The organism is Vreelandella zhaodongensis, from assembly GCF_013415115.1.
Classification (GTDB): Bacteria; Pseudomonadota; Gammaproteobacteria; order Pseudomonadales; family Halomonadaceae; genus Vreelandella; species Vreelandella zhaodongensis.
Genome location: NZ_JACCDD010000001.1, coordinates 661,485 through 677,731, shown reverse-complemented (window position 1 = coordinate 677,731; position 16,247 = coordinate 661,485). Strand labels below are relative to the sequence as shown.

Genomic DNA, 16,247 nt, shown 5'->3' with positions numbered 1-16,247 from the left:
CTATTGTATTTGCGGTGGTTACTGCTTGCTGTCCGCTAGGCGGCGTTCGAACAATGCTTGTCGCTGTTCAACATCCGTTTGGTAACGAACGCTGAATGCATTGAGCGCACGAAGAGCATCGTCGGGGTGCTGATCATCACGCAAGGCCATGGCGGTAAAGCCACAGCGGCGCATGTAATCCAGCTGGTCGACCAAAACATCACCGACTGCACGTACTTCACCCGTATAGCCGTAGCGTTCGCGAAGTAGGCGAGCCAGGGTATAGCCACGTCCATCCGTAAAGGCTGGGAAATCAATAGCAATGGCACTGGTGCTACTTAGCTGCTGGCCAAGTTCAGAGGTCAACTCGGTATCGCTGGAGAGCAGCGGCGCTAGTTCGGCATCGTCTTGATTCGCTTGCCACAGTACCAACGGCACAAAGGCGGGACGCTGTTCAGGAAGCGCTTCTGTGTCATAGGACACGCACCAAGCATTTTCCGCTGCCAGCTCACCATCAGCGATCAAGTGGTCGACATGCACCGGCGTAAGCTCAACCACGTCAGTTTGAGTGTCATTGCTGGGCATAAACACGCTCCTTAAAGGGTTTTAAGCCAATACGGCGGTAGGTGTCGAGGAATCGCTCGTCTTCGTGACGTTCGGCCACATAGACTTGAAGTACTTTATCGACAACGTCCGGCACGTCTTCACGGTAGAAAGAGGGCCCAAGAATTTTACCTAGTGACGCATCGTCAGTTGAGTTACCGCCAATCGAGATTTGGTAATACTCTTCGCCTTTTTTATCGACGCCTAATATACCGATGTGACCAACATGGTGGTGCCCGCAAGCGTTCATGCAACCTGAGATGTTGAGATCCAGTGGGCCGAGGTCGTATAGGAAATCCAGGTCCTCAAACCGCTCCTGTAGTGCTTGGGCGATGGGGATGGAGACCGCGTTGGCCAAGCCACAATAGTCGCCGCCAGGGCAGCAGATAATGTCGTTCAGCGTACCCACCGTGGGGTTGGCCATGCCCAGTGCGTCGAGCTCTTTCCAGAGCGCTTCCAACTCATCGACAGGAACGTCAGACAGCACCAGATTCTGCTCGTGAGTGACGCGTACTTCACCGAAGCTATAACGGTCTGCCAAGTTAGCTACTGCTTCCATCTGGTCTGCAGTGACGTCACCAGGCGCGTGTTCGCGGCGCTTAAGCGAGAGAGTTACGGCTTTATAGCCCGGAACTTTGTGATCGGTGACGTTATTTGTCACAAAACGAGCTAGGCTGCGATTTTCGCTGCGCAGCTGTTCGAAGTCGGCGATGGCGCTTTCCGTGACTGGGCGACGCTCCGGCTCGGGGAAGTGTAACTTGGCCGCATCAACCGCTGCTTGGTTGAGTGTTTGCGGACCATCTTTAAGATGCGCCCATTCTTCGTCAACGCGACGACGGAACTCTTCAATGCCCAGCGCTTTGACGAGTATTTTAATACGCGCTTTAAACTTGTTGTCGCGGCGACCAAACTGGTTATAAACGCGAACACACGCTTCCAGATACGTTAACAGGTGCTGCCAGGGGAGGTCTTCACGCACCACGTCGCCAATCATCGGGGTGCGGCCAAGACCACCACCTGCCAGTACTTTAATGCGCACTTCACCGTCTTCGTTGTGCCAAAGCCGTAGGCCGATATCATGCACTTGGATAGCCGCGCGATCCTGTGCTGCACCACTGACGGCAATTTTAAATTTGCGCGGTAGATAGGCGAACTCAGGGTGCAAGGTAGACCACTGGCGAATTAACTCACACCAAGGGCGTGGGTCTTCCACTTCATCCCCCGCGATACCGGCAAACTGGTCACTGGTAGTATTACGGATACAGTTGCCGCTGGTTTGAATCGCGTGCATTTGTACTTTAGCCAAGTCGGCCAAAATATCGGGCACGTCTTCTAACGCTGGCCAGTTCAGCTGCAAGTTTTGTCGAGTCGTGAAATGGCCATAGCCACGGTCATAGCGGCGGGTAATATCCGCTAGCGCGCGAAGCTGCTCGCCCGCCAGCATGCCGTAAGGAATGGCAATCCGCAGCATTGGCGCATGCTTCTGAATATACAGGCCGTTTTGGAGTCGCAGCGGACGGAATTCTTCTTCTCCCAAACGCCCGGCACGGTAGCGGTCCATTTGGTCACGAAACTGAGCAACGCGCTCGTCAACCAACGTTTGGTCGTGAATATCATAACGGTACATGTGGCACGATCCTGCTAAAAGCGAAATGGTCACGTCGAGACGGACGGTAATGTGCCGTCACCTTAACGCGGGCGTCATATTCTACAAAAGAATATATAATTATCTTTTTATCGCTAAATGGTATTTGAGGTTTATAAGTCATAGCGCTTGAGCTAGCCAGCGTCGACGCTGCCAAACCCATAAGAAACTGCTGGAATTGAGCATGCGGTAAAAGAGCTGCACTAGCCACACACCGAGTAGCCCATACTCCATTTCAATGCCTACCCACCAGGCCAGCGGTAGAAATACTAACCACTGCATACTCAAGGTAAGCAGCATTACAGTTCGCTGGGCACCAGCACCCATCAATGCCTGGGCGAGGACAAGGGCGGCAGCATCCAGCACAATCATAAGGCCAGTAATTTGTAACGGTAGAGTGCCCAGCTGAATGAGTGAAGGATCTTCAAAGAAAATAGCTAGAACAGCAGCAGGGAACAGCAGCATAGGTAGCGCTAACACTGTTAGCAGCACGCCTGCAACGGTTATCGCATCGATCCCCCAGCGGTGTGCTGCCTGTTGATCATCTCGCCCTAATGCTTCACCCACCAGGCTCATCACCGCAACGCCAACCCCGACCCCAGGTAAAATAAGCAGTAATGACAAATTCACTAACACATGACCGACAGCGACACTCTCTGTGCCCATCTTACCTAATAGCCAAAACAGCACCACATAACCGGCGGCAAACCACACTTGTTGCATTGAGTGGGGAAAGGCAAGAAATAGCGTCGTTTGTAGTGAGCGAAACGTCTGCTTCTGTCGGGCAAGTGCATGGGCTTTGTAGGTGACACCTGCCCAAATCACTAGCCCCAGCAGTAGAGACAGTGTCGTGCCAATACCCGCGCCACTGACACCCAGTGCCGGAAGGCCGCCAATGCCGTAAATTAGTCCCGCGCTGGCGATCACGTTAAACACATGCACAATCACGATAATGCGCAGGTAAAGGTGCGTATGTTGCCGTCCGTTCCAGTAACCTCGAAAGCAAAGTGTCAGAGCGATAGCCGTTAACGACATCACGCGCCAGCGGAAATACTCCGCGGCAATGGCCGTCACGTCATCTGCTGGAGCAATGAACTGTATTAACCAGGGAGCCTGCCACCACGCGAGGCACGATAGTGGAATGCCAACGATAACCGCGAGGATTAAACCCGAGTGAAGTGAGCGTGTTAGTGGAAAGTGTTCTGCGCCTAGGTCTTGAGAGGTTTGCGACTGGACGCTGGAGGAGAGGCCAAAGACAAGCGCTGTCATCATAAACATGGCATAACCACCGATACCAACGCCTGCTAGTGCCTCTTGGCCTAAATGGCTAACTAGCGCAGCGTCAATCAGGTTGAGCATGCTCTGTGAGAGCATGCCCAGCATGATGGGTAGGGCTAAGCGCATAACCTTACCTTGGCGGCGTACCACAGGCGACATTAGCTAGGGTCGTAAGAGAGCACCGGAGATAGCCAGCGCTCCATTTCCACTAACGGCATCTGCTTACGCTGTGCAATTGCTTCCACTTGATCCCGAGTGATTTTGCCAGTGGAGAAGTATTTTGACTGGGGGTGTGCGAAGTACCAGCCAGACACTGCTGCCGCAGGCCACATGGCAAAGTTTTCGGTCAGCGCCAAGCCGGTGTTTTCTGTCGCATCAAGCAGCCGGAACAGCGTGGCCTTTTCGGTATGGTCAGGACAGGCTGGGTAGCCAGGAGCAGGGCGGATACCCTGATATTTCTCAGCAATTAGCGCGTCATTATCCAGTGTTTCTTCCGGTACATAGCCCCAGAACTCTTTACGCACACGCTCGTGCATGCGCTCGGCAAACGCTTCTGCCAAACGGTCGGTTAATGCTTGCACCATGATAGCGTTGTAATCATCGCCGGCTGCTTCATAGGCTTTGGAGAGCTCGTCAACGCCATGGCCAGTGGTGACCGCAAAGCCGCCAATCCAGTCGGCTTTGCCGCTTTCTTTGGGCGCAATAAAATCCGCCAGGCTATAGCAAATACCGTCACGCCCCTTGGTAGTTTGCTGGCGAATGTGGTGCAAGCGCTCAACGACCTCGGTACGGCTTTCATCGGCATACACTTCAATGACATCGTCATCAACGCTGTTAGCGGGCCACAGACCAATAACGCCACGCGCCTGTACGCGTTTTTCGTCGATCAGCTTACGCAGCATCACCTGGGCATCGGCAAACAAATTGCGTGCAGCGTCCCCAACCACTTCATCTTCAAGAATTTTGGGGTACTTGCCAGCGAGTTGCCAGCTCATAAAGAACGGTGTCCAATCGATCCGCTCTACCAGCTCTTCAAGATCGTAGTTGTCGAAGGTTTTGAGGCCCAGCACCTGAGGCTTAACCGGGGTGAGGCTGTTCCAATCCGTACGGAAGCGCCGTTTGCGGGCTTGGGTGTAATCCAGGTCTGCCGCTTTAGGGCGGCGTTTGGCATTACGCTCGCGTACTTTTTCGTACTCTTCACGAATCTCGGTAACATAGGCTTGTTTGAGGTTCGGTGCTAGTAAGCGCCCCGCAACACCAACCGCCCGAGAGGCATCGGTCACATAAATCACTGGGTGATCGTATTGTGGCTCAATTTTTACCGCTGTATGAGCTTTGGAGGTGGTTGCACCACCAATCAACAACGGCAAGTTCATACCTCGGCGCTTCATTTCTTTAGCAACATGCACCATTTCATCAAGCGATGGGGTAATCAGTCCAGAAAGTCCAATGATGTCAGCATTATGGTCTTGAGCGGCCTGGAGAATTTTTTCAGTGGGTACCATCACGCCAAGGTCGATGACTTCATAGTTATTACACTGCAGCACTACGCCAACAATGTTTTTACCGATGTCGTGAACATCGCCTTTGACCGTGGCCATTACGATCTTGCCTTTGGCCTTGGTCTCTTCGCTTTTTTCCGCTTCGATATAGGGTATCAGGTAGGCAACTGCCTGCTTCATGACGCGAGCCGACTTAACCACCTGGGGAAGGAACATTTTTCCCGCGCCAAACAGGTCGCCGACCACGTTCATGCCATCCATTAACGGGCCTTCAATGACCTCGATGGGCCTAGCGGCCTCGGCGCGTGCCTGTTCGGTGTCATCTTCTATATACGCAGTTATACCTTTAACCAATGCGTGCTCGATACGCTTATTAACCGGCCAGCTGCGCCACTCCAGATCTTCTTTTTTGGTAGCGCCGCTACCATCGCCCTTGTACTTGTCGGCAAGGTCAAGCAGTCGCTCGGTGCCATCGCTACGACGGTTAAGCACGACGTCTTCTACGGCATCACGCAGCTCGGCGGGTAGGTCATCATAAACCGCCAATTGGCCCGCATTGACGATACCCATACTGAGGCCCGCGCGAATGGCGTGGTAGAGGAAAACCGAGTGAATAGCTTCACGTACCGGATTATTGCCCCGAAATGAAAACGAGACGTTCGACACGCCGCCGGAAATCATCGCGTGGGGCAGGTGTTCACGAATCCACTGGGTGGCCTCAATGAAATCGACGGCGTAGTTATTGTGCTCGTCTATGCCGGTAGCGATGGCAAAGATATTAGGGTCAAAAATAATATCTTCGGCAGGGAAGCCGATGTCATCGACCAGCAAGCGATAGGCGCGCTCACATATTTCAGTTTTGCGGGCGAAGGTATCCGCCTGGCCTTCTTCATCAAACGCCATGACCACGATAGCGGCGCCAAAGCGGCGACATTTGGTGGCTTGTTCACGGAACGCGGCTTCGCCTTCTTTCAGCGAGATTGAGTTCACAACCGCTTTGCCTTGAACGCACTTTAGGCCTGCTTCAATGATCTCCCACTTAGAGGAGTCAATCATGATCGGGACGCGAGCGATATCAGGTTCGCCTGCGATTAAATTCAGGAAGCGAACCATCGCTTCCTGAGACTCCAACATGCCTTCATCCATGTTGATGTCGATAATTTGTGCGCCATTTTCGACCTGTTCCAGCGCGACTTCCAGTGCGGTAGTGAAATCTTCTTCGACGATTAACCGCTTAAAGCGCGCCGAGCCTGTCACGTTAGTTCGTTCACCTACGTTGACGAACAGAGCGTCGGCTTCAATATTGAAGGGTTCTAAGCCAGACAAACGACACGCATGACTGCGCTTGGCCACTTTGCGGGGCGCCATTGAGCTGACAGCCTCAGCGATGGCTTGAATATGCTCGGGGGTTGAGCCACAGCAGCCACCAATAATATTGACCAGTCCACTTTCCGCGAATTCACTGACAATAGCTGCCATTTCCTCTGGGGTTTGGTCATACTCACCAAACTCATTGGGCAGACCCGCATTAGGGTGCGCAGAGACAAAGGTATCGGCTTTAGTGGAAAGTTCTTCGATGTACGGGCGCAGCTCTTCCGCACCTAGGGCACAGTTCAAACCAACTGAGAGCGGCTGAGCGTGGCGAACAGAGTTCCAGAAAGCCTCGGTGGTTTGGCCAGAAAGCGTGCGGCCTGACGCATCGGTGATCGTACCGGAAATCATCACCGGTAACCGTGTGCCTAAATCGTCAAACAGTTCTTCAAGCGCATAGATAGCGGCTTTGGCATTCAGCGTGTCGAAGATAGTCTCGATCATAATAAGATCGGCACCGCCTTCGATTAACGCACTAGCAGCTTCGTAGTAGTTCTCGCGAAGCTCGTCAAAGGTAACATTGCGCTTAGAAGGGTCGTTGACATCCGGCGACAGAGACGCGGTGCGAGAGGTTGGCCCAAGTACCCCAGCGACATACCGCGGGATATTGGTTTCAGCAGCCACAGCATCACAGACATTACGTGCCAAACGTGCCGACTCGCGATTCAGCTCAGGCACCAAATCTTCCATGCCATAGTCTGACTGGGAAAGACGCGTGCTGTTAAACGTATTGGTTTCGATAATATCCGCGCCAGCTTCCAGATAGTCGCGGTGAATACGTGCTACCAAGTCCGGACAGGTAAGTGCTAATAAGTCATTATTACCCTTAAGGTCCGACGGCCAGTCACGAAAGCGGTCACTACGAAAATCGTCCTCGCTGAGTTCGGCGTTCTGCAACATGGTACCCATGCCGCCATCCAGAATCAGGATGCGTTGGGCAAGGCGTTGGGTAAGGGTGGCAGTCAAATCACTAGCAGCCATGGCAGGGGGGAATCTCCAGCGTCTCAGTCGAAAAGGATATTTTTATAGTCGTCGTCATAGTGTGAGCGGCGACTATCATAACAAAGGGCACACCATAGGGCAGCAAGTAAGGGCGTGAAGTTATTGCAGTATCTTAATGAAGTGCGTTCATGTACATAGGCAATAGCCTACTAAAATAGTCGGGATTGTGCCGACGAGCAGTTTTGCTTACCATAGCCGTCAATGAAATAGTGATAAATGACATGTGAAGTGGCTGCGCCACTACCACGGGAGGATAGCATCCCTTATGACCACGACTACCGAAACTGATACTCAAGGTATTGATATTACTGACAGTGCTCAGGAATATCTTGCTGAACTGCTGGAAAAGCAGAACGTTGAGGGTATTGCAGTACGTATTTTCATCACTCAGCCCGGTACGCCTTACGCAGAAACGTGCTTAGCGTATTGCCGCCCGGGAGAAGAAGAGCCGACCGACGTTAAGCTCGAACTTGAAAAAATTAACGTATTTCTCGATAAAAACAGCCTAGCGTTCTTAGATGAAGCCGTTGTTGATTTTAACGCGGATCGTATGGGCGGTCAGTTAACTATCAAGGCGCCTAATGCGAAAATGCCTAAAGTTAACGCGGATAGCCCGCTGGAAGATCGCATTAACTACACGCTTTACAGCGAGATTAACCCAGGGCTGGCGGCCCACGGTGGTGAAATCAAGCTGGTGGAGCTTACCGAAGACAGGGTGGCAATTCTTGCGTTTGGCGGCGGTTGCCAAGGCTGCGCAGCGGTAGATCTAACGCTTAAAGACGGCGTTGAGAAAACGCTGATGGAGCGCATTCCTGAGCTGGCCGGTATCCGTGACGTAACGGATCACACCGATACGACGAACGCTTATTACCGCTAACGAACTATCAGTGCACCGTGTTCGCTTCGAAAAGCCCAGCAGAGTTCTGCTGGGCTTTTTTTATGAGTGATGAATCACTCGCTGGGCAAGCTGTCGTCTTTTTCTTGGGAGGAAAGCGTTTCGGGCAGGGCGGTTAACTGCGCCTGAAGAGCTTCCATTCGTTGCCAAAGCTGTTGTTGCCAGTTTTCATCCTTAAGAGCCGCTTGGTGGTGCCGCTCTTGCGCTTGATAAGCCTTATCAAGCTCACTTTGTAGGCTGGATTGCTGCTCCTGGAGCGATACGTTGATGCGCTCAAGTTCATCAATGCGCTGTTGCAAGCTACTGTTGTCTAACTGGTAGTGCTGCAGTGTCTCTTTTTTTAGCTGAAGCTCTTTCGCCAAGCTGTCTGACCGTTGCTCCATCTGTTGCAGACGCCTCTGCAGTGCTTTTTCTTCTTGGGCGCGCTCTTGTCTAAGTGTATCTAGCAGCGCCATCAGCTTTCCTTCTGCTGCTTCGTTACGCTGCTCTTCCTGAGCTAATCGCTGTTCCCATGTGGCTTGTCGTTGTTGCTGTTCCTCAGCAAAGCGCTCTTTCAGCACGGCTATATCATGCTCAGCCTTGGTAAGCCGTTGCTGATACTGCTTGGCGTCATGAATGGCTTGCTCTGCCTGCTGTTGCCATTGATGTTCGTTGGCTTGGCTGGCAGCGAGCTCGCGATTCAGTGTTTCCAGGCGTTGTTCTGTATGCCGCAAATGCTCAGCAAGGGCGCTCTCTCGTTGCTCCGCATTCGCTGCCTGCTGAAGCGCTTCGGCGGCTTCCTGCTGGGCGCTTTCTACCTGCCGATTGGCATCTTCGCGGTAATGGATCAACGTTTGATTGGCGATTTCCTGGGCTTCCCGCCACAACTCGCTGGCTGCATTGACGATGGCTTCTGGTACGCCCTTGGGCGGTGGAACGTCGCGATTTTGCTCGCGTTCGATACGCCATATGCGGAAGTGCTCGCTGATGGTTGTGAAGCTGCCCGTTCCCAGCACTTCGCGAATGCGTTGCACGCTGGGCGTATCGCCGCGGGTTAGCAGCGTATCGATTGCTTGTTGAACATCACTGTATTGAATCCCGCTGCGAGCCATGGCGCTTATCCCTGTCAGATTGATAACGCTATTTTCATAGGGTTTCGGAAAAATTACAATATTACGTAATACATAAAACGTAATATTATTTACATCGCCAGCGATAAATTCAAGATTACTGCCATAATCTTGAATTTTAGCGCTGATAACGCCACACTTGACTCATTGAAAAGCATGTAATGAATATGGGGGGTATAGAGATGCTCGGAGAGGTGGCAAAGTTGCAAGAGCCAGCAAGCAAAGGCCTAGAAAGGGAGAATTGGCCTGGTTTGCTGCCTATGTTTTCCCTGCTCGATACTCCGCGAATTGACGCCCAGTTAATTGATGCAAAAAACGACGTCGAGGCTGTGGCTGCGTGGCTCCGGGAGTATCAGGACAGCCCTCAGACATTGAAAAGTTACCGCAGGGAGGCAGAGCGCCTGCTGCTTTGGTTGTCCAGCCATAACCAGTCGTTATGCGATATGAATCGTGAAATGCTGCGTCAATACGAGGCTTTTTTGGAGGACCCGCAGCCAGCTGAACAGTGGGTGGGGGTAAGTAAGCCTCGCCATCATTCGCAATGGCGACCTTTTCGTGGCGGGCTTTCGCCAGCAAGTCGACGGCAAAGTCTGATCATTCTGCAAGGCTTATATAGCTGGCTAGTGGAAGCGGGGTGGGTGGACCGCAACCCATTTGTGCTTATGCGCGACAAGGCTAGGCGGCTGAGTAACCAGGCTCCAACCATTGAGCGCTATTTAGAGCGTGATCTTTGGGGGTGGTTTTGGCAGTGGCTGAATGCGCCAGCCAAGATAGCTAGTGAGCGAGATGCTTACGAGCATGCGCGGCGACGGTTTATAGTTAGCTTTGCTTATTTGTTAGCGCCACGTATTAGTGAAATGGCCAGCGCGCAGATGGGTGATTTCCAGGAAACAGAGGGGCGCTGGTGGTGGGTGGTGGTCGGCAAGGGGAGTAAGCTTGCGCGTATTCCGGCTCCTGACGACATGCTTGAATGCTTAATCGAATGGCGACAAGCGCTTGAGCTAAAGGGACTGCCCAGTTACCACGAGTCTACCCCCCTTATTCGAGCGTTAGATAAGCGCCGCGGAATTAGTGATAACCAGCTTTATCGGCTTATTAAAGGCGTATTTAGCGAAGCGGCTGATGCGTTAGAGGCGCAAAACGGCAAGCCTGCCTATGTGGGTGCGCTGCGACGTGCAACACCCCATTGGCTGCGGCATACGGCGATCACTCATCAGGCTCAGTCAGGAGTAAGCCTTCGCTACTTGGCCGAAAGTGCCCGTCACTCTAAGCTGGATACGACTAGCCGCTATTTACATACAGAAGATAACGAGTGGCATCATGAACAACAGCGCCACCGCTTGAAAACAGACCCAAAAACACCTGCTGACCCGTTATAATGGGCATGATATTGAGACACCAACCCAAAGGAAACGCCATGGCAACTTCAAGCGCTGAGCTGGCCCAGCAAGAGCTGGTCGAAGAGTTTGAAATATTTGATAACTGGATGGATCGTTATCAATACATCATCGATATGGGGAAGCAATTGCCTGACTTTCCAGAGGAGCGGCGAACCGAGGAGTTTAAGATTCAAGGCTGCCAATCCAACGTGTGGATGTGGCATCAAGAGGAGGGCGACAAGCTGATCTTCAAGGCAACCTCGGATGCAGCCATCGTTTCAGGGTTAATTGCGCTACTGCTGAGAATATATAGTGAGCGCACCGCAGATGAGATTATGCATACTGAGCCGCATTTTCTACAGGAGTTAGGCTTGGATAAGCACTTATCTCCTACGCGAAGCAACGGCCTTAATGCCATGTTAGAGCGCATCTATCAGATCGCAAAACAAGACTCATAACACCTCAGTGTCGATGATCGCACTTTGAGTGCGGCGGCATTGTTAGGTCAGGATCTTCCTTGCATAGCTGCTCGCTTCTACCGCCGGGTACTGGGTCGATACCACCAGCGCTGCCTGGATGGCATCTTATAATGCGCTTTATTGCCATCCAGCCACCTTTGATAGGGCCATGCACCTGGATGGCTTCAACGGTATAGGAAGAGCAGCTAGGCCAGAACCGGCAGCGTGGCCCCAGTAGGGGGCTAATGGTGTATTGATACACTTTGATAAAGCCAATCATCACCATGGCAAGTGCTTTCGAAGCCCCGCGCTTTGCTGAGGTTAGCAGGCGTAGCACTATTTCTTTCCGTAGAGCGTCGCAGGGTCGATAAGCGGTTCGCTCGTAATAGTGGCATGCTCACTGCTGAGCGATACATAAAAGCAACTGCGCCGACCCGTATGGCAGGCGGGCCCCGTTTGGTCGACCTGGAGTAGCAGTGTATCGCCGTCACAGTCGAGAGCGGCGGTTTTCAGCTGCTGTTGTTGGCCAGAGGTTTCACCTTTGCGCCAGAGCTTTTGGCGTGAGCGGGAGTAGTAGCAAACACGCTGCGTTGTTAGCGTTTCTTCGAGCGCTTCGCGGTTCATCCATGCCATCATTAATACTTCGCCCGAATCAAACTGCTGGGCAATGGCAGGAAGTAGGCCGTCCTTATTAAAATGCACCGCGTCTAGCAATGTTTCCAAATTGGGTAAGGTGTCGGAAGGGTTGGCCGATTCTAAGGCCTTGAATAGGTCGCGTGGGGCTAATTGGTTAAAGCGGGACATTACTTATTACTCGCAGGTCGACAGTTTTGGCACAAGCCTTGAAGCTCTATCGTTTGGCGCTCGACGTTAAATCCTTGGCGCTTGGCAAGGGCGGCTAGCTGATGGCTAATTTCGTCAAGATGCAGCTCTTCCACATAACCGCAATGGCGACAAATCAATAGCTGAAAACCGTGCACATGCTCTGGGCACGCGCAGGCCACGTACGCGTTTTGAGATTCAATACGATGCACTAAGCCCTGTTCGATAAGAAAATCGAGTGCTCGATAGACCGTAGGAGGGCGTGCAGCAGCATGCTCAGTCGACAATTGGTCTAGCAGATCATACGCTTTAAGTCCGCCACCATTCTCAGCAATCAGTTCCAGTACCCGCCTACGAATAGGCGTAAACCTCACGCCGCGGGTATGACACTGGGACTCTGCTTGTTGTAATAGCGTATTAGCTTCTGTCATTAGGGCTCTCGTTGAACGGGATATGCCTAGTCTACGCCGTCGTCAATGAGGTGTCAGGCGTTTCTACGAGTTCGCTTTGTCGGGCAAAGTGGTGCTGAGCAAACGCTACCCGCTCAGCGACGGGAACGCCGTCGGGTTGTTGTTCAATCAGATCAAGCCGACGACGAAGCCCTTCGCCGTTAGTCATTTGAATGGCGAGCCCGGGGCGTGCATTTAGTTCTAGCAGCATGGGGCCATGTTGGCGGTCTAGTACCATGTCGGTACCCAGATAGCCAAGCCCCGTCATTTCGTAGCAGCCTGCGGCAAGGTGGAGCAAAGTGTTCCACTGGGGCACTACTAGGCTTGCTAAATCATGCCCCGTGTCTGGGTGACTGTAACAAGGCCTATCGAATTGAACCCCGCGCAAGGCCTCGCCTGTGGCAATATTTAGACCAACGCCGACAGCCCCTTGGTGAAGGTTGGCTTTGCCATCTGAGGCAGCAGTCGAAAGCCGCATCATGGCCATGACGGGATATCCTTTGAAAACGATAACGCGGATATCTGGCACGCCTTCATAGGTGTAAGCCATCAGGCTTTCGTCGAAATTAATAAGTGTTTCAATGACGGCAACGTCAGGTGACCCTCCTAACGAGTACAGCCCTGAAAGAATGTTAGACACGTGACGTTCAATATCACTAATTGACTGCTGTGCGCCGCTCGGTTTAATAAAAGCGCCATCTTGCACCTTTTCAATGACGAGAATGCCTTTACCGCCACTCCCTTTGGCGGGCTTGATAACAAACCCATTATGCCCAGCTAGCATGTCGTCGATATGTTTAACGCCAAACTGGGTCGTCACAGTGCCAATGAGCTCGGGCGTGGTAATGCCATAGCGCTGGGCCAGCAGCTTGGTTTTTAGCTTGTCATCAACAAGCGGGTATAGGCGACGTGAATTATAGCGGCCAATATAACGAATATTGCGCCGATTCATGCCAATGATCCCCTTATCCCTAAGCCGAGTAGGCCACGTCCAGTTTTTCAGCCAGCTCATGAGGGCGTCTCGTCATCGGTAATTGGCTTGAAGCGACGAAGTTCCAGTAAGCGGTAGCCCGTATAATTACCCAGCAATAAAATCAAAGCCATTAGAATGAACTGGACGCCAAGGAAGTTAAATGTGATGTGGCGAACCCAGGGATTATTCATCGCAAGGAAGGCTAATACTGCCGTTAGCAGGCTACCACCTCCCTGGATTAATACTTCCTTAGGGCCTTCCTCTTCCCAAAGAATCGACATCCGCTCAATTGTCCACGCTAATATGATCATTGGGAAGAAGGTAACGGTTAACCCCGCGCTTAGTCCCATCCGGTAAGCCAGCACAGTGAAAATCGAGATAATCGCAATGACCGTAATAATGACGGCAGACACCCTCGCTACCAGCAGTAAATTAAGGTAGGAAAGGTAGTTGCGGATAATCAAGCCCATCGCCACGATTAACAGAAAGCCGATCAAACCAGTGAGCAACGTCGTTTGAATAAATGCCAAGGCAATCAGGACGGGCATAAAGGTGCCCGAGGTTTTAATGCCTACGAGTACCCGTAAGAAAACCACGACTAACGCGCCAATAGGGATAAGTAGAATGGTTTGGAACAGTGCCTGCTCTTCTAAAGGAAGGCTATGGATAGAGAAGTTGAGCAGTGTGTCGTCTGAGTAATGATTGCGAACCGCGGCTGACGCAGGCTGGTAGTGCGTCAACATTGAAAACGTGACGCGCGAGTTGGTGCCGCCCTGAACCTCCAGTACGGCGCGACCACCCGTTTCCCAAAGTAGAAGGTTGTCGGGTTTTCCCTGCTCGCCGGTGGCAGGGTTAAATAGTGTCCATGTCTCAGCGGATTCGTCGAATACCTGAATCCAGCTGCTGAGTGTCTGCCGCCGTCGGCCATCCTCCAACAACAAGCCGCTGACTTCTCGTGCATGAACGCCCGCTTGATTGAGAAGGCGGACAATCAGCGCTGATGGTTGTGCCTGGGTTAATAGTAAGCGTGCGTTTTCTCCCTGGCGTTCGCCATTAATATCAACGATGAGCTCTCTAGCAAATGTTGCATTGTTAGCACTGCGCGACCAGGCGCGCTCAATTAATTGATTTGCCGCGGTGTCGTAAGGGCTTTCCCAGGGTGTCACGGAATTCAGGTCAGGTGGTGTTTGGACTGGAGAGCGTGCATCTGGAGAGACCAGCATTTGCACCGAATAGTAGAGCTGCTGACTGCCAGCGGCATTACGTATCGTCCATTGCGCTTGCCGTCCCCACTCATCGGCTTGATATGCCAAACCATAGCCAGATGATGCTGTGTTTTCTGTCAACACGCGATAACCGGCTTGGTGAGAAGGGAGGGCTAAGTCAACCTGCACAGGGCCGTTTTGGGCATTAAAGCTTATGACCGCTTCGATCTCCCACACTTGACGCTGCTCGCCTGGTATCCAGGGGATTTCAAACTGTATGTGCCTTTGAACACTGGCGGCAATCCCGACTATTAGTAATAAACCGACAATGAAATAAAACGGCAACCGTGACATGGTGATTCCTTTCAACGTAAAGCGGCAGGGGAGAACTATTAATCTTCAGTATCGTCTTGGTCTACCGCTTCATCGTCAGCGGCTTGGTCAGCAGGTTCACCACCTGGAAATTCCGGCCGCTGATGAAGGTAGGTCTGAGCAACGTCGATTGTCGCAATATCCATCATAAAACGCCGACCCAATAGTACTGGGTAATCTAGGTGGGTACGGTCGTTAAGCGTGAACTCAACGTTGTCACGGATAGGGCCGAGGGTCATTAATAGTGAAATGACAGGACGAGACTCTTCGCCCGATGCTTGGACAATACGCACTCGACGAATAATGGGCGCCTCAATCCATTCGTTCCGCACGCGATCTACGACCACGTCATCGTCATTTAGTGCCAATTTGAAGCGTACCCAGTTTTCGCCATCACGCTCAAAGCGGGTAATTTCAGACGCAGAGAGCGAGGAAGTGTTTGCCCCAGAATCAACCCTAGCTTTTAAGTAGGTACCAATGCTAGGCAAACCAATCCATTCGCTACGTCCGAGTAGCGTTTTGCTGTCCTGAACCTCGTTCACTTCGCACTCTTCGCGAATGATCACAGGGTCTTTATCGCGTGCCTCTAAACTGGCTACGTCTTGACGCAGGCGGCGAAGTAAGCTGCCTACTTCGCGGATATCTGCCGTTAATGCTTGCTGTTGATTGCGTTGCTGTTCATAAAAAATGGATGCGTCCCCGCACTGCTGAGCGAGAGACGTTTCAAGCTCAAGGATACGACTGTTGAACGACGCTTCGCTTAACGGCGGCGGTTCATTTGATTCTGGCTGCGTGACGGCACAGCCGGCAAATGAAAGCGACAAACCGACCATAAGCCACAATACACCTGGGCGCATAACAAGGGATATCCTCAAGCAATAAGACAATGAATGATAAGGAGAAAGGCGGCACGCTGTCCAATCTGAACGTTATATTATGCGTCTTTATATGTTCCATTTTATAGTCATACCTATTTGCGAGCCGCACAAAATTTGTCGATCAGCACATTGCCACAGATCTTGGACAGCTTGGACCCAGTATTAGAGCCGCAGAGATTGTAGGCTTAAGGGGGGAAGTTCGCCATGACTCGATGACAATCTAGGCGGATTAACCCTTTCTCGCTCAGGCGTTGAGTCGGGATCTTGTAAAACATGTCCATTGGGCAGGCGTTGCGACCTTCTAATTGACCATATTCCCAATTCAGA

General features: G+C 52.1%; 14 protein-coding genes. 3 read left to right on the top strand and 11 right to left on the bottom strand.

What is annotated here, in order from left to right; translation table 11 throughout:
• Nucleotides 1-18: 18 nt before the first annotated feature.
• The 4 genes from HZS79_RS03020 to metH form a co-directional block, all read right to left on the bottom strand.
• Nucleotides 19-564, bottom strand: a complete 546-nt coding sequence (locus tag HZS79_RS03020) for a DUF934 domain-containing protein (protein ID WP_162217324.1) — start codon at nt 562-564, stop codon at nt 19-21.
• Nucleotides 551-2,209: a nitrite/sulfite reductase gene (locus HZS79_RS03015; protein ID WP_179926999.1), complete on the bottom strand. Its 1,659-nt coding sequence runs from the start codon at nt 2,207-2,209 to the stop codon at nt 551-553. Before HZS79_RS03015 ends, HZS79_RS03020 begins: the two co-directional genes overlap by 14 nt.
• A gap of 138 nt (nt 2,210-2,347) precedes the next feature.
• Nucleotides 2,348-3,664 (bottom strand): MATE family efflux transporter, encoded by a 1,317-nt coding sequence (locus HZS79_RS03010; RefSeq protein ID WP_162217326.1) that lies wholly within the window; start codon nt 3,662-3,664, stop codon nt 2,348-2,350.
• Entirely contained in the window at nt 3,664-7,359 is a 3,696-nt protein-coding gene (metH, locus tag HZS79_RS03005; RefSeq protein ID WP_179926998.1) for a methionine synthase, read from the bottom strand. The genes HZS79_RS03010 and metH overlap by 1 nt, the downstream gene beginning before the upstream one ends.
• A gap of 286 nt (nt 7,360-7,645) precedes the next feature.
• Between metH and nfuA the strand changes: the two genes are divergently transcribed.
• A complete protein-coding gene (gene nfuA, locus HZS79_RS03000; protein WP_162217328.1) occupies nt 7,646-8,257 on the top strand; it encodes a Fe-S biogenesis protein NfuA in 612 nt (203 codons plus the stop codon).
• Nucleotides 8,258-8,331: 74 nt separating this feature from the next.
• On the opposite strand, the gene HZS79_RS02995 is transcribed toward nfuA, so the two are convergent.
• The gene (locus tag HZS79_RS02995) at nt 8,332-9,366 is read right to left on the bottom strand and encodes a DNA-binding protein (protein WP_162217329.1); all 1,035 of its coding nucleotides are present in this window, start codon (nt 9,364-9,366) and stop codon (nt 8,332-8,334) included.
• A gap of 278 nt (nt 9,367-9,644) precedes the next feature.
• On the opposite strand from HZS79_RS02995, the gene HZS79_RS02990 reads away from it, so the two are divergent.
• Both HZS79_RS02990 and HZS79_RS02985 read left to right on the top strand, forming a co-directional pair.
• On the top strand, nt 9,645-10,763 hold the full coding sequence (locus tag HZS79_RS02990; protein WP_246311398.1) for a tyrosine-type recombinase/integrase: 1,119 nt from the start codon (nt 9,645-9,647) through the stop codon (nt 10,761-10,763).
• Nucleotides 10,764-10,801: 38 nt separating this feature from the next.
• Nucleotides 10,802-11,221: a SufE family protein gene (locus HZS79_RS02985; RefSeq protein WP_179926996.1), complete on the top strand. Its 420-nt coding sequence runs from the start codon at nt 10,802-10,804 to the stop codon at nt 11,219-11,221.
• A 4-nt stretch (nt 11,222-11,225) separates the two neighbouring features.
• On the opposite strand, the gene yidD is transcribed toward HZS79_RS02985, so the two are convergent.
• Genes yidD through HZS79_RS02955 form a run of 6 tightly spaced genes read right to left on the bottom strand, consistent with a single transcriptional unit; the run spans nt 11,226 to nt 15,899 of the window.
• On the bottom strand, nt 11,226-11,558 hold the full coding sequence (gene yidD / locus HZS79_RS02980; RefSeq protein ID WP_179926995.1) for a membrane protein insertion efficiency factor YidD: 333 nt from the start codon (nt 11,556-11,558) through the stop codon (nt 11,226-11,228).
• Complete coding sequence (hisI, locus tag HZS79_RS02975; protein WP_162217333.1) at nt 11,558-12,025, bottom strand: phosphoribosyl-AMP cyclohydrolase; 468 nt, start codon at nt 12,023-12,025, stop codon at nt 11,558-11,560. Before hisI ends, yidD begins: the two co-directional genes overlap by 1 nt.
• Nucleotides 12,025-12,474, bottom strand: coding sequence for a transcriptional repressor (locus HZS79_RS02970; protein ID WP_179926994.1), 450 nt, complete (start codon nt 12,472-12,474; stop codon nt 12,025-12,027). The genes hisI and HZS79_RS02970 overlap by 1 nt, the downstream gene beginning before the upstream one ends.
• Nucleotides 12,475-12,505: 31 nt before the next feature.
• Nucleotides 12,506-13,504, bottom strand: coding sequence for an alpha-L-glutamate ligase-like protein (locus HZS79_RS02965; protein WP_162217335.1), 999 nt, complete (start codon nt 13,502-13,504; stop codon nt 12,506-12,508).
• The gene (locus HZS79_RS02960; RefSeq protein WP_162217336.1) at nt 13,501-15,024 is read right to left on the bottom strand and encodes an inactive transglutaminase family protein; all 1,524 of its coding nucleotides are present in this window, start codon (nt 15,022-15,024) and stop codon (nt 13,501-13,503) included. Before HZS79_RS02960 ends, HZS79_RS02965 begins: the two co-directional genes overlap by 4 nt.
• Before the next feature lie 38 nt (nt 15,025-15,062).
• On the bottom strand, nt 15,063-15,899 hold the full coding sequence (locus tag HZS79_RS02955) for an ATP-dependent zinc protease family protein (protein WP_162217337.1): 837 nt from the start codon (nt 15,897-15,899) through the stop codon (nt 15,063-15,065).
• Between the last annotated feature and the right edge of the window lie 348 nt (nt 15,900-16,247).